The following is a 13,530-nucleotide window of genomic DNA, read 5'->3' as shown; positions in this document are numbered from 1 at the left end:
TTTTATATTTATAGTTTTACAGTACCATAGGAAGCTTTGTTCACGACGTTTGACGTAAATTCTTCCACCACCAAGTATTGTTCATTATTGTTTTCATATCTTATTTTGATTTCACAAATATATAAATGTAATTTGAATTACAAGATATAAAAAGTAAAAAAAAACTTCTTTAAATTTTAAAATTTGTTAAATTTTGTTGCTGCTTGGTTATTTCAAGGCCTTAGTTACCAATGGCTATGGTGTTGTTTACGTTCATCCTAAAGTCCGGACTTCCTTTGATATTTGGTGTTGTAAACAATTCGCTGTTTTTGATTTTAGTAAAATTAAGGTCAAAAATGGGATTGTTGTAATAACTTTCAATTGCAGCATTAGCTCCGCCGGCTTCCCTTGTGATTCCGCCATTACAATTATTTACGATTAAGTTTTTAAGGGTAATTTTCCCTAAATTAACGTCGCCGTTTCCAATATTTCCTTCCAGTAGTACAAAAGGTGTAAATCCGGAAACTATACTGTTCGTAAAATTAAAAAAGGTGTTTTCTCTCACATAGACTGATTCTCTCACAAGTCCCTGATTATTTTCTTCCAGATTTATAAGTGTAATATTACTGGCATTTATTTTAGTTAATTTTTTACTCATGTCTGTATTTCCTATTTTGTCATAAGAATCAACTTCAAAACATCTTGAGCCCGAAATATCCGATGAAAAGGGATGACGAATAGCAATACTGTTATTGATGTTGATTTGTGCACCCTGAGTAAAATCAAAATCATCATCAGTAGTTCGATAAGAAACCAGATTATTCAGGTTTAAATCTCCACCATAACATTCGAAAGAGTCGTCATTAGAGTAACTAATCTGAATATTGCTTAAAATTGTTTTTTTTCCCACTCCGGCAAGCGAAAGTCCATTAAGTTCTTTGGCAGCACTTAATTTTCGGCCGGAATATTCAATACGTACATATTTTAAAACTCCCGAGTTGTCTTCGGCATCCTGACCGCCATAGTGGTTTAGCATTGGCTCCAGATCGAAAGGCAGCGTATGTACTCCTCCGAGAGTATTGATTGGTGCTTTTCCTAAAATGATAATTCCACCCCAGTCTCCCGGTTTTCTTTGGGTAGTTTCTTTATTGGAAGTAAAAACAATAGGGTCTGTTTCTAAACCTTCGGCTACAATTTTTGATCCATTTGTAATTACCAGAGTTCCACATGTTTTATCGTCGCCTCGTATTACAGTTCCCGGTTCGATAGATAATACAGCATTGTTGGTAACGTAAACAACTCCAACTAATTGATATGTATTGCGTTTAAGGAGTTTGGTGTCTTTGTTAATGGTTCCTGCAATAATGTTTGTGGCTTCGCTATATTCGGTATTGGCAGGTTTAAAATTGGTCCAGTTGTTCATCCAGTTTGAGGTACCAATAATACCTTTAGGCTGTTGTTGTGCCTGTAGAAAAAAAGTACTAAGAACGGTGACAACTATAAGATGTATTTTTGCTTTCATAACTATGATTTTGATTTCCAGTTTTTGATTTTTAATAAGTTCAAAAGTAGAAGGCCAATGTTAATCAAAGTCCAGTATGGTATTACGAAAGCGTTAGGGGAATATTATGAATGTTATTTTTTTGGGAAAAATGTAAAAATAAACCCCAACAGTGTTAAACTATTGGGGTTTTTCTTATAATAATAAGAATTGCTGTTTTTTATGCTATTAGAATTTTAAAGCTACAGTCAATTCGAATTCGTCATTGATAGTTTTGTCTCCTAAGTTTTGGAAGAAGTTACCAGAGTTGTATTTGATGTCGTATTTAGTTCTGTCCACTTTGAAAGCTGTTGTAGCAGTATTTCCTTTCACAGCGATATCAAAAGTTACAGGTTTAGTGATTCCTTTTATAGTTAAATCAGCAGTTACTGTGTAAACATCAGTTGATTTTGCTCCGATAGTTTTGAAAACTAATTTTGCAGTTGGGAATTTCTCAGTTCCAAAGAAATCGTCAGCTTTTAAGTGACCGTTTAATTTTCCTTGGTACTCTCCTGTTAAATCTGTTGCTGTTAATGAAGTCATATCAACAGTGAAATTACCACCTGTTAATTTTTTTCCTTTGAAAACTACAGCTCCTTCTTTGAAGTTTACAGTTCCTGAGTGCTCTCCGGTTACTTTTTTACCTACCCATTTGATAGTACTTGCTTTTACGTCGATTTTTTTAGTTTGTGCGTTTACTGAAAGTCCAGCTACTGCTACGAATAATGCTATTGCAATTGTCTTTAAATTTTTCATTTTGTTAAAATTGATTTTGATTAATAATAATTATATAGTGATAAATAAATTCTCGTGTGATTTTCTAACTTTTTTGTAGTGTTGAGTTTCGTCCTCATCATGTCTGTATCCCACAGTTGCAATAACAGAAGTGTTTAGGCCTAATTTGTCAAAACCTAAAATTTCATTAAAGGCAGCAGCATTAAACCCTTCCATTGGAGTTGCATCGATTTTTAATTCAGAAGCAGCACTCAATAAAGTACCTAAAGCGATATAAGTTTGTTTTGCTGTCCAGATATTTTTAGCTTCAACAGACAGATTTGAAATAGTACCTTTCATCATGTCACTGAATCCTCCTAAAGCATCAGCAGGTACACCTCTTGTTTCACTGATGGTGTTGATGTAAGCATCTACAGAATCCGCTCCAAGATTTAAGTCGTTAGCGAAAATAAATATTTGAGAAGCATCTGTAATTTGTGTCTGTCCGTAAGCAGCAGCTTTTAATTTTTCTCTGATTTCCGGATTTTCAACGATAATAACTTTGTAGGGTTGTAATCCGTATGAAGAAGCACTTAATCTAACAGCTTCTTTTAAAGTGTTTAAATCTTGTGAAGATATTTTTTTGGTAGCATCAAATTTCTTTGTTGCATATCTCCAGTTTAGATTGTCTAATAATGTACTCATAATTTTAATTTTGTTGGGTTCTGTATTTCTCTAATAATTGGTTTAATAATTCTAATTCTTCTGGGCTTATGTTCTTGGCAAACAAACGCTCGTGCTCGTCTACTTTCGGATCTAATTCTTTCAATACATCCAATCCTTTTTGGGTGATTAGAACTTCAATTTTACGTCGATTACCGGGACAAACATTTCTGGTAACGAAATCTTTCAATAATAATTTGTCTACTAATCGGGTCGTGTTGCTCGTTTTGGCCAGCATGCGCTCCTGTATCACACACATATTAGCAGGGTTTCCTTTTTGTCCTCTTAATATGCGCAGTACATTATATTGCTCTCCGGACAGATCATACGGTTTTATTAATTCGTTGAAATGATCCTGAATCACATTTTGCGTGTACATGATATTCAGAATAACTTTTCTCGCATTATCCATCTTAACTGTACTTTTTATAACCTCTTCAATTGTCATAGTCGTAAGTGTATAATTTGTATATACAAATGTATAACTTTTCATATTTGTATATACAAATGTATCGTTAATTTTTTGTTAATTAAAAATAACGCTAATTCCAAACTTCACAAAGCCTATAGAACTAGAGTAAAAATACTATAAGTTTTTAATTTAATGTAAGATTTGTGAATTATTTAATGATTATTTAAAACCAACTAAGCTTTTTCAAAATATTAAACCTTAGCAAAATCTTATATAAAGAAATAATTAAATAGTGAGCAGGGCGTGCCACCATCCCGATAAGAGGGCAAAGTTACGTTGTGCTTATACGCCCTCTTATCAGGATGCTGTCGGGCTATCCGCACTGCTTCGGCAGATAGCTTTTATCCCTCACGCGAGCTCATAATAGGAGAAACCCATGAGTCCTAAATTTCAGAACTTTCAGTTTGTTAAGTACTAATTAATCGCCAGATATAGTGCGGCAGCCAATCCCGAACCAATTATGGGGCCCACAATAGGAATCCAGGCATACGTCCAGTTACTACTTCCTTTTATAGGTAAAATAGCATGCATGATTCTCGGGCCTAAATCTCTTGCGGGGTTTATGGCATAACCTGTAGTTCCTCCTAATGACAGACCAATTGCCCAGACGACTATCGCTACCGGAAGTGCTCCAATAGTTCCTAAACCAATTGTTGCATTAGCATCGGTTGCGATTTGCAGACTTGGTCCGGCAATATAAAAGACTGAAAAAAGTAAAACAAAAGTCGCAATTACTTCACTGATTAAGTTGGAGAGATTGTTTTTGATTGCCGGCGAGGTAGAGAAACAGGCAAGTGTAGTTCCTTCATCTTCTGTTGCTGCAAAATGATCTTTATGAGACAACCACACTAAAAAAGCACCTGACATTGCTCCAATCATTTGAGCAAGGACGTAAGCCGGAACCAGATTCCAGTTAAATTTTCCAATCAGGGCCAAACCTAATGTAACAATAGGATTTAAATGAGCACCGCTAATTGGTCCCGCGATAGTAACGCCCACAAAAACGGCAAATGCCCAAGCTGATGTAATCACCATCCAACCTGAATTGTTTCCTTTGGTATCTTTAAGTAAGACGTTTGCCACAACACCATTCCCTAATAAAATCATAATCATTGTGCCTAAAATTTCTGCTATAAAAGGAGTCATTTTTTACGGTTTAGTTAGTAATTAAAATTTATTCTTCAATCCAATGCGAGGCGCGACCAACAGCTCTGTCCCAATTTTTGACCAATAAGTCTACTTTTGCCTGATCCATTTTCGGAGAAAATACTTTGTCTATCGACCATTGTTCTTTCAGATCATCCAAACTCGACCAATACCCTACAGCTAGTCCTGCCAGGTATGCGGCTCCCAAAGCGGTAGTTTCTAATGTGGTAGGTCGGGTTACATTAGAACCAAATATGTCTGATTGAAATTGCATTAATAAATTATTTGCGGCTGCACCACCGTCTACCCGTAGTTCTATTCCTTTGTATCCGGAATCTGCCTCCATAGCTTTGAGCAGATCGTTTACCTGATAAGCAATTCCTTCTAAAGTGGCTCTGGCAATATGTGCATTTGTTGTACCTCTGGTGATTCCAACAATGGCACCTCTCGCGTATTGATCCCAATGCGGAGCTCCTAAACCGGTCAGAGCAGGAACAAAGTAAATGCCGCCATTGTCAGGCACAGTTGCTGCGAGAGCTTCAATTTCATCTGATGAATTGATTATTTTTGCGCCGTCTCGTAACCATTGTACGGCTGCCCCTCCAACAAAAACACTACCTTCTAAAGCATAGGTAGTTTTTCCGTTGATTTTCCATGCAATTGTAGTTAATAAGTTGTGGGCTGAAAAAATAGGTTTTTCACCGGTATTCATCAGCATAAAACAGCCTGTTCCATACGTGTTTTTAATCATCCCGGAGTTGGTACACAGCTGACCAAAAAGAGCTGCCTGCTGATCTCCGGCAACTCCACTAATTGGAATTTTTGTTGAGAATAGGGTAGTGCTCGTTTCTCCGTATATAGCACTGCTTTCTTTTACTTCAGGCAGCATGGCTCTCGGAATATCAAATAGTGCCAGTAACTCGTCGTCCCAGTCCAGAGTATTTATATTGAATAACAAAGTTCTGCTGGCATTAGAAACGTCCGTCATAAACAATTTACTTCGGGTTAGTTTCCAAATTAACCAGGTATCTACAGTTCCAAAACAAAGTTTTCCCTGTTCTGCTTTTTCGCGTGCTCCGGGAACATTATCCAATATCCATTTTACTTTGGTTCCGGAGAAATAAGCATCGAGAATTAATCCGGTTTTTTTCTGGATCATTTCTGTATGTCCTTTTGCTTTTAGTTCGTCGCAGTATTTTGCCGTTCTGCGGTCTTGCCAGACAATAGCCTTGTAGACAGGTTCACTTGTTTCGCGATCCCAGACAATGGTAGTTTCCCGCTGGTTGGTAATTCCTATGGCTGCAATTTCGCGGCCTGTAATTCCAACTTTTGCTATTACTTCGGCAGCGACACTTACTTGCGAAGACCAGATTTCGTTAGGATCATGTTCGACCCATCCCGGTTTTGGAAAAATTTGCTTAAATGGCTTTTGAGAAATACTGACTATTTCTCCTTTATGATTGAATACAATGGCTCTGGAAGAAGTAGTTCCCTGATCCAAAGCCAGAATTAATTTGTCCTGCATGATCTTATATTCGTAAGTTAATAAAAATCTATTGAAATTCTTTTAGAAGAAAACCTTTTGCAATTCCATGAAAGTTGGTCATTTCTCTAAGGATCCAGGTTTCATCATGTCCGAGTTCTTTTGCCAGAAGGCGCGCTACTTTTTCAGAAGAAGTAATGGCAGCTCTGGCATCTAAAAACAACAAGCGAACACGTCTTGCGAGAATGTCATCTACCGTTCTTGCCATTTCATATCGAATAGCCCAAACAACTTCGGCCATTGTAAATTCATGATCCGGATGTAATTTTTCTTTCAGTTCAGGCTCTCTCTTCTGCAATTCTATTATCTCAGGAAGGTCTGATCCATAGATATATAAATGATTTGTTCTGTCTGAATTTGTAGTGGCTTTATTTCCATGAATCGGAAGATGCGCGGTAATACAAGTTTTTTTAGGCAGTTTGCCTATTTTGATAGCCTTATCGATAATATCCTCAGAGATCTTTCTGTAAGTAGTCCATTTGCCTCCGGTAATTGTGATTAATCCGGTTTCTGAAACAATGATTTTATGGCTTCGGGAAACTTCTTTGGTGCTTTTGCCTTCTTCTTCCGGAGCCGCCAAAGGGCGTAAACCGGCAAAAACAGATAAAACATCGGCTCTCGTTGGTTTTTTAGCCAGAAAACGTTGAGCAGTTTCCAAAACAAATTCAATTTCACTCTCTAGCGCAATGGGTTCGAGACTGTGTTTTCGAATTAAGGTATCAGTGGTTCCGACTACAATTCGATTGTGCCAGGGAACGGCAAACAAAACTCTTCCATCACTTGTTTTAGGGATCATCAAAGCGTGTTCACCCGGTAAAAAGGATTGATCAAATACGAGATGAATTCCCTGACTTGGCACAATGTATTTTTTGTACACGGTGTCGTTAAGTTTCATGATGGCATTTGTAAAAACTCCGGTCGCATTGATAATAGCCGACCCTTTGATTTCGTACTTCTTGCCAGTTTCATGATTTATGGCTTCAACACCGATGATTTGGTTGTTATCATTCTTTAGTAAATTAACAACTTTGACATAATTTAAAAGGCAGGCTCCTTTTTCAATAGCTGTTTGAGCAATGTTTATCGCCAGTCGGGAATCGTCAAATTGACCATCATGATAAATTACGCCATTTGTTAGATTTCTTTCTGCTACAGCAGGAAGCATTTCAATTGTTTTTTTTCTGGAAAGGTATTTTGATCGCCCCAAACTTAAACGCCCTGCCAATAAATCATAAACAGTCAATCCGATGGTGTAGAATAAACCGGCAAAGAAGTTGTAATTCGGAATTATAAAAGATTGATTTTTTACTAAATGACCAGCGTTTTTGGCAAGTAATCCTCTTTCTTTTAAGGCTTCGATGACCAGATGAATATTTCCCTGTTCTAAATAGCGAACGCCTCCATGAACTAATTTGGTACTTCGGCTGGAGGTTCCCTTTGCAAAATCGACTGCTTCAAGCAAAATGGTCTTATAACCCCGGCTTGCGGCATCAAGAGCAGTCCCCAAACCGCTTGCTCCCCCGCCAATTATGATTACATCCCAGTGTTCCGTATTTTCTAGTTTCGACAATTGTTCTGAGCGTTTCATAGGACTGTGATTGGTTCGCTTTTTTGTAAGATTAAATCTGGTATTGTAAACTTAATGAAAGTAAAATGAAGATAATACTCTTAGTAGAAAAAAATGTCTAAAAAAAAAACGACAGAACTTAATCGCAGGCAAAATAAAACCCGACAGAGGATTTTGAAATCTGTCGGGTTTACTTATTTTATTGTTCTATTTTCTAAATCAGTTTTTTTTCAAACGCTTTTCGTGCTCCTCCTCTGAAAAAAACTTCACCACAATAGGTATATTTCAGTCTGTCTAAAATTTTAAGCATTGGAATATTGTCAAAATTCGTGTCTACCTTTATACTGTATATGTTCTGTTCGAGACATAAACTTTCTATCTTTTCAAACAGTTTGGTTGCAATACCTTTACCTTTTGCGAGTTTCGATACGGCAACACGATGAATGGCTCCGTAGTCGCCATCAGTGAGCCAGTGGCCTTCTATGACTTCGTAGGCAGGTTCTTTATCAAAAAGAATCGCTGCATAAGATAAGATAGTGTCGTTTTCTGTAAGAACGTACCCATGATCGTTTTTAATATCGGTATGAATGGTAAGTTCATTAGGATAACCGTCTTGCCATTGTGTACTTCCGTCCAGTCTTCGCTGTTCGATAGCATCTTGAAGAATCTCCCAAATGAAAGGCACGTCAGAGCTAACTGCTTTTCTTAATATTAAATTTTCTGTTGTGTGGCTCATCTGTTAGCTATTAGTAAACCCGACAGGTTTTTAAAACTTGTCGGGTTTGATTTGTATAATATAAGTAAGAATATTAGTGAGGCAATTTGTCTTTAATAAAACCATAAACCCAGGTTCCAAAGATGGCACTTATCAGCGTTACAATAATAACAGTTGCACCAGTACCAATTTGAGCAAATAGTGGTCCGGGACAAGCGCCGGTAATGGCCCATCCAAAACCAAATAAAAGACCCCCATAAATTTGTCCTTTGCTGAATGTTTTGGGCTGAATTTCGATTTTTTCGCCTTGCAGTGTTTTTATGTTGAACTTTTTAATAAGAAATACGGAGATTACTCCAACAGCAACTGCACTTCCAATTACACCGTACATATGAAATGATTCAAGATGGAACATTTCCTGGATACGGAACCAGCTTATGATTTCAGTTTTTACGAATACGATTCCGAAAAAGATACCAACGATTAAATATTTAAGATTTCCAAAGACTGTTTCTTTTTTCTGGCTTGCATTGATTCCCTCGCCGTCGACTATTTTATTTTCTAAACTCATTTTTGAAATTTTAAAGTGAAAGAATATAAGGTAAGATCAAAAGTGTCATTACAAAGCCTCCAATCATAAAACAGATTGTCGCTACTAAAGATGGCCACTGTAAATTTGAAATTCCCATAATGGCATGTCCGCTAGTACATCCGCCCGCATAACGTGTTCCAAAACCTACCAAAAATCCGCCTACCACAATCATGATAAAACCACGAAGCGTGAATAAACTTTCCCAGGAGAATAATTGTGCAGGAACTAAACCGTTATAATCGGTGATTCCGTAGGCAGCTAATTTCGTTGATAATTCGGGACTAATTTCTATTGGATTTGGATTTGCCAGGAAATAAGCAGCAATGACTCCACCCAGGAAAATTCCGAAAACGAAGAATAAATTCCAGCTTTCTTTTTTCCAGTCGTATTTAAAGAAAGAAATATTAGCCGGAATACAAGCCGCACAAATGTGACGAAGTGAGGAACTGATTCCGAAAGATTTATTTCCGAGAATCAATAAAACAGGAACAGTTAATCCGATAAGCGGCCCGGAAACGTACCAAGGCCAAGGTTCTTTTAAGATTTCTAGCATTTTTATTTTTTTTTAGGTTCAAAGAGGTAGAGGTTCAGAGGTTCAAAGGAGAAACCTTTGTTGTTTATATCTTTATTTTTTAGGTGCAAAGAGGCAAAGATTTAGAGATTCAAAGAAAAAACTTTGCGCCTTTGTACCCCCTTACCTTTGTTACTTTAACACTTTACTTTGACAAACAAAATCTGATTTTGGAGTTTCTGTTTTAGAAATGGCTCCAAAACCGCCTTCAATTTCGCTAAAATTTCTGAAACCGCGAGCCTGTAAAATCGAAGCAGCAATCATACTGCGATATCCTCCGGCGCAATGCAGATAAAAATGTTCGTTCGGGTTAATGTCTTTTACCCAATCATTAATATAAGCCAATGGTTTGCTGTAAGCGTCTTCGATGTGCTCTGCAGCATATTCCGTTTCTTTACGAATGTCGATTACTTTGTCTTCTCCGAATTTGAACTCATTTGAAAATTGTTGAGCAGTGATTCTGTTTACGGTGTCCACTTCGTAACCTGCTTTTTGCCAGGCTTCAAAACCTCCTTCTAAATGACCAATAATCGAGTCAAATCCTACTCGGCTTAAACGGGTTACGGTTTCTTCTTCAAGACCGGTTTCCGTTACCAAAATAATAGGTTGTTTTACATCACCAATTAAAGTTCCGACCCAAGGAGCAAAATCACCATTGATTCCAATATTAATAGATTGCGGAATAAATCCTTTACTAAAATTGGCAGCACTTCTGGTATCCAGAATCAAAGCGCCTGTTTCTTCAGCTACGGCTTCAAATTCTTCTGCTTTTATGGTTTTCATTCCATTGTACAAAACCGTTTCAAAACTTTCGTAACCTTGTTTGTTCATCGCCACATTCATACTGAAATAGGCGGGAGGCGGCAATAATCCGTCTGTGACCTCAGCAATAAACTCAGCCTCGGTCATATTGGCGCGCAACGCATAGTTGTTCACTTTTTGATTTCCTATTGTAGAAACCGTTTCTTTGCTCATGTTTTTTCCGCAGGCGCTTCCCGCACCATGTGCAGGATAAACGATCACATCATCAGCCAAAGTCATAATTTTATCGCGTAGCGAGTGGTATAAAATCCCGGCTAATTGGTCTTGTGTCATTCCGGCAGCTTTCTGAGCTAAATCCGGACGTCCAACATCTCCAATAAATAAAGTGTCTCCAGAGAAAATGGCGTGATCTTTTCCGTTTTCATCAATCAGTAAATAAGTGGTGCTTTCCATGGTATGACCCGGAGTATGCAGCGCTTTGATGGTGATATTTCCAATTTTGAATTCTTGTCCGTCTTTTGCCGAAATACAGTCAAATTCGCAGGCAGCGTTGGGTCCGTAAACGATTGGCGCCTGAGTTTCTTTGCTTAAATCGACATGTCCGGAAACAAAATCGGCGTGAAAATGCGTTTCAAAAATATATTTCAATTTTACCTGATCACGCTCTAAACGGTCTAAGTAAGGCTGAATTTCTCTTAACGGATCAATAATTGCGGCTTCGCCATTTGAAGTAATATAATAGGCACCCTGCGCAAGGCAGCCGGTGTAAATTTGTTCTATTTTCATGATTTGAAATCTAAAATAATGTGATACAAAGGTAAGTCTGTTTTTCGGGAAATTAAGTGACTATTGTTACAGAAATTTAATTTCGGGGTGAAATAAAAAGCGGATTTTATCATAGAAGTGATATTATTTGATTTAAACTCGTGCAATTAAGCTTTAACTTATAATTTTGCATATGACGAATGTCATTTTAAAACACATAAACAGTTACAAAATGAATACAGAAGATTTATTGAATCAGATTGCTTTTATAAAAGAAATTGATAAAGTAAAATACATTCAGCGAAAAACGAAGCTGTTTAATAGTGACCGAAACGAAAATGACGCAGAGCACAGTTGGCATTTGGCTTTAATGGCAATCGTTTTGGCCGAACATTCAGATGCCCCGATTGATGTCTTGAAAGTCGTGAAAATGGTTTTGATACACGATATTGTAGAAATTGATGCAGGTGATACCTTTATATATGATTCACAGAAAAATCATTCTAACACTGATGAAGAACGATTGGCGGCGAATCGTATTTTTGGTTTGCTCCCGAAAAAACAGGCCGAAGAATTAATTGCTATTTGGGAAGAATTTGAAGCAGGTGAAACTAACGAAGCTAAATTTGCCAGATCTATGGATCGTTTAGAGCCTTTATTACAGAATACTTCTAACAATGGAGGAACCTGGAAAGAGTTTGGTGTAAGTTATGATAAAGTGTACGAGAAAAAGAGCGTGATCAAAGAAGGTTCTAGAATATTATGGAGTTATGCCGAAGGATTAATAAACGAAAGTGTTGAAAAAGGGATTTTGAAGAAAGAATAGTATGGATGATCTTGTCATTTCGACCGAAGGGAGAAATCGCACGCAATGATACAAGAAGCTCGACAAAGATTGGCTATTTTGTTTGCGGATTTCCTAATGCGATTTCTTCCTTCGGTCGAAATGACAATTCTGGCTTAAAAACATAAGTGCAGTTTGTACAGCTAAATTGTTGAAAAGTTTAACAAATATCGGGCGATAAACTTTTTTTAAAGGCAGGACTTTCGGGTTTTAATGGGTAAATTTGTTGGACTTCATAAATAAATTACCACTATGGAAGAAATGCTTTTTTATGACCGAATGCAATTCGCCTTCACAATTACTTTTCACTATCTTTTTCCGCAACTTACAATGGGTCTTTCGCTGATCATTGTGTACTTCAAATGGAAATATCTCAAAACTAAAAACGAACAATACAATCATGCCACCCATTTCTGGATGAAAATCTTCGCCCTGAATTTTGCGATGGGGGTGGTAACTGGAATTCCGATGGAGTTTCAATTTGGGACCAACTGGGCAAAGTTCTCCGAGTTAACCGGAGGGATTATCGGTCAGACATTAGCCATGGAAGGTATGTTTTCGTTTTTTCTGGAATCCTCTTTTTTAGGTCTGTTTTTGTTTGGAGAAAAATTACTGGGACATAAATGGCATTTTGTTACGGGATTACTAATCTGTATCGGTTCCTGGGCAAGTGGTTACTTAATTATCGCAACACATTCGTGGATGCAGAATCCGGTAGGCTATGAGATTCTGGAGAACGGGAAATTTGTACTGACCAATTTCAAAGCATTGTTTTTAAACCCCTGGTTATGGCCATCGTATCTGCACAATCAGGCCGCTTCTTTAATTACAAGTTCTTTTGTTGTGGCGGGAATTGGTTCTTTCTATATTTTAAGCAAAAAGAATATTGTTTTCGGAAAATTGTTTCTCAAAACGGGAGTGATATTTGGATTGATTTCAAGTATGATTGTGGCTGTTCCAACAGGAGATTTATTAGCCAAGAATGTGGTGAAATATCAGCCGGTAACTTTCGCGGCAATGGAAGGAATTTTCCATACTGAGAAAAAAGGATCTGAAATTGTTTTAATCGGTCAGCCCGATGTGAAAGACAAAAAATTAGATAATAAAATTGCCGTACCTAATATTTTAAGTTTCCTGACTTATGGAAACTGGGAGCAGGAAATAAAGGGATTGGATCAGTTTGAAGAAGATCTCCATCCAACTAATATTTCAGGTTTATATTATGCGTATCATATTATGGTGGGACTTGGAACAGTTTTTATTGGTTTGATGTCTTTGGCCTTGTTTCAATTGATCAGAGGTAAATTGTACGAAACCAAATGGATTCTTTGGTCCTTGCTCTTCATGATGCCATTCCCCTACATTGCCAATACTACCGGATGGTATACGGCGGAGCTGGGAAGACAACCCTGGCTTGTTTATAATTTAATGAGAACTGCAGCCGGAGCCTCTCCAACCGTATCTTCCGGAAATACACTATTTACTTTATTGGGTTTTATAGGATTGTATCTTTTATTGGGAATGCTGTTTTTGCTTTTGATTGGAAAAATTATCAATAAAGGACCTCACACTGAAGTCATAACTGAAAATATATAAG

13 protein-coding genes are annotated in these 13,530 nt (G+C 37.3%); 2 read left to right on the top strand and 11 right to left on the bottom strand.

Annotation, left to right across the window (positions count from 1 at the left end; genetic code table 11):
• Nucleotides 1–220: 220 nt before the first annotated feature.
• From OLM58_RS01770 to OLM58_RS01720, 11 genes are all read right to left on the bottom strand, one after another.
• Nucleotides 221–1,501, bottom strand: coding sequence for a hypothetical protein (locus OLM58_RS01770; protein ID WP_264530970.1), 1,281 nt, complete (start codon nucleotides 1,499–1,501; stop codon nucleotides 221–223).
• A gap of 207 nt (nucleotides 1,502–1,708) precedes the next feature.
• A complete protein-coding gene (locus tag OLM58_RS01765) occupies nucleotides 1,709–2,275 on the bottom strand; it encodes a YceI family protein (RefSeq protein WP_017495263.1) in 567 nt (188 codons plus the stop codon).
• Nucleotides 2,276–2,305: 30 nt separating this feature from the next.
• The gene (locus OLM58_RS01760; RefSeq protein WP_264530969.1) at nucleotides 2,306–2,938 is read right to left on the bottom strand and encodes an NAD(P)H-dependent oxidoreductase; all 633 of its coding nucleotides are present in this window, start codon (nucleotides 2,936–2,938) and stop codon (nucleotides 2,306–2,308) included.
• 4 nt (nucleotides 2,939–2,942) lie between these two features.
• On the bottom strand, nucleotides 2,943–3,404 hold the full coding sequence (locus OLM58_RS01755; RefSeq protein ID WP_017495265.1) for a MarR family winged helix-turn-helix transcriptional regulator: 462 nt from the start codon (nucleotides 3,402–3,404) through the stop codon (nucleotides 2,943–2,945).
• A 438-nt stretch (nucleotides 3,405–3,842) separates the two neighbouring features.
• A complete protein-coding gene (locus tag OLM58_RS01750; RefSeq protein ID WP_264530968.1) occupies nucleotides 3,843–4,574 on the bottom strand; it encodes an MIP/aquaporin family protein in 732 nt (243 codons plus the stop codon).
• Between the two features lie 28 nt (nucleotides 4,575–4,602).
• Entirely contained in the window at nucleotides 4,603–6,099 is a 1,497-nt protein-coding gene (gene glpK, locus OLM58_RS01745; RefSeq protein ID WP_264530967.1) for a glycerol kinase GlpK, read from the bottom strand.
• Between the two features lie 28 nt (nucleotides 6,100–6,127).
• On the bottom strand, nucleotides 6,128–7,705 hold the full coding sequence (locus tag OLM58_RS01740; RefSeq protein ID WP_264530966.1) for a glycerol-3-phosphate dehydrogenase/oxidase: 1,578 nt from the start codon (nucleotides 7,703–7,705) through the stop codon (nucleotides 6,128–6,130).
• Between the two features lie 193 nt (nucleotides 7,706–7,898).
• Nucleotides 7,899–8,420 (bottom strand): GNAT family N-acetyltransferase, encoded by a 522-nt coding sequence (locus OLM58_RS01735; protein WP_264530965.1) that lies wholly within the window; start codon nucleotides 8,418–8,420, stop codon nucleotides 7,899–7,901.
• Nucleotides 8,421–8,493: 73 nt separating this feature from the next.
• Nucleotides 8,494–8,970: a YeeE/YedE family protein gene (locus OLM58_RS01730; protein ID WP_264530964.1), complete on the bottom strand. Its 477-nt coding sequence runs from the start codon at nucleotides 8,968–8,970 to the stop codon at nucleotides 8,494–8,496.
• Between the two features lie 10 nt (nucleotides 8,971–8,980).
• Nucleotides 8,981–9,544: a YeeE/YedE family protein gene (locus tag OLM58_RS01725; RefSeq protein WP_202703917.1), complete on the bottom strand. Its 564-nt coding sequence runs from the start codon at nucleotides 9,542–9,544 to the stop codon at nucleotides 8,981–8,983.
• A gap of 150 nt (nucleotides 9,545–9,694) precedes the next feature.
• Nucleotides 9,695–11,110 carry an MBL fold metallo-hydrolase gene (locus OLM58_RS01720; protein ID WP_264530963.1) on the bottom strand — a complete coding sequence of 472 codons (1,416 nt, stop codon included), beginning with the start codon at nucleotides 11,108–11,110 and terminating at the stop codon, nucleotides 9,695–9,697.
• A 211-nt stretch (nucleotides 11,111–11,321) separates the two neighbouring features.
• On the opposite strand from OLM58_RS01720, the gene OLM58_RS01715 reads away from it, so the two are divergent.
• The gene (locus OLM58_RS01715; protein ID WP_264530962.1) at nucleotides 11,322–11,915 is read left to right on the top strand and encodes an HD domain-containing protein; all 594 of its coding nucleotides are present in this window, start codon (nucleotides 11,322–11,324) and stop codon (nucleotides 11,913–11,915) included.
• 270 nt (nucleotides 11,916–12,185) lie between these two features.
• The gene (locus OLM58_RS01710; protein WP_264530961.1) at nucleotides 12,186–13,529 is read left to right on the top strand and encodes a cytochrome ubiquinol oxidase subunit I; all 1,344 of its coding nucleotides are present in this window, start codon (nucleotides 12,186–12,188) and stop codon (nucleotides 13,527–13,529) included.
• Nucleotide 13,530 lies beyond the last annotated feature (1 nt).

The sequence above is a fragment of the Flavobacterium sp. N502540 genome (genome assembly GCF_025947365.1).
Classification (GTDB): domain Bacteria; phylum Bacteroidota; class Bacteroidia; order Flavobacteriales; family Flavobacteriaceae; genus Flavobacterium.
The sequence above is the reverse complement of the archived record's forward strand: the minus strand, read 5'-3'. Positions and strand labels throughout refer to the sequence as shown.

What these genes read in the sequence shown, in the direction of transcription:
- OLM58_RS01770 (WP_264530970.1), bottom strand. Translation starts at nt 1,501, where the DNA reads ATGAAAGCAAAAATACATCTTATAGTTGTCACCGTTCTTAGTACTTTT.
- OLM58_RS01710 (WP_264530961.1), top strand. Translation starts at nt 12,186, where the DNA reads ATGGAAGAAATGCTTTTTTATGACCGAATGCAATTCGCCTTCACAATT.
- glpK (WP_264530967.1), bottom strand. Translation starts at nt 6,099, where the DNA reads ATGCAGGACAAATTAATTCTGGCTTTGGATCAGGGAACTACTTCTTCC.
- OLM58_RS01735 (WP_264530965.1), bottom strand. Translation starts at nt 8,420, where the DNA reads ATGAGCCACACAACAGAAAATTTAATATTAAGAAAAGCAGTTAGCTCT.
- OLM58_RS01730 (WP_264530964.1), bottom strand. Translation starts at nt 8,970, where the DNA reads ATGAGTTTAGAAAATAAAATAGTCGACGGCGAGGGAATCAATGCAAGC.
- OLM58_RS01725 (WP_202703917.1), bottom strand. Translation starts at nt 9,544, where the DNA reads ATGCTAGAAATCTTAAAAGAACCTTGGCCTTGGTACGTTTCCGGGCCG.
- OLM58_RS01760 (WP_264530969.1), bottom strand. Translation starts at nt 2,938, where the DNA reads ATGAGTACATTATTAGACAATCTAAACTGGAGATATGCAACAAAGAAA.
- OLM58_RS01720 (WP_264530963.1), bottom strand. Translation starts at nt 11,110, where the DNA reads ATGAAAATAGAACAAATTTACACCGGCTGCCTTGCGCAGGGTGCCTAT.
- OLM58_RS01765 (WP_017495263.1), bottom strand. Translation starts at nt 2,275, where the DNA reads ATGAAAAATTTAAAGACAATTGCAATAGCATTATTCGTAGCAGTAGCT.
- OLM58_RS01740 (WP_264530966.1), bottom strand. Translation starts at nt 7,705, where the DNA reads ATGAAACGCTCAGAACAATTGTCGAAACTAGAAAATACGGAACACTGG.
- OLM58_RS01715 (WP_264530962.1), top strand. Translation starts at nt 11,322, where the DNA reads ATGAATACAGAAGATTTATTGAATCAGATTGCTTTTATAAAAGAAATT.
- OLM58_RS01755 (WP_017495265.1), bottom strand. Translation starts at nt 3,404, where the DNA reads ATGACAATTGAAGAGGTTATAAAAAGTACAGTTAAGATGGATAATGCG.
- OLM58_RS01750 (WP_264530968.1), bottom strand. Translation starts at nt 4,574, where the DNA reads ATGACTCCTTTTATAGCAGAAATTTTAGGCACAATGATTATGATTTTA.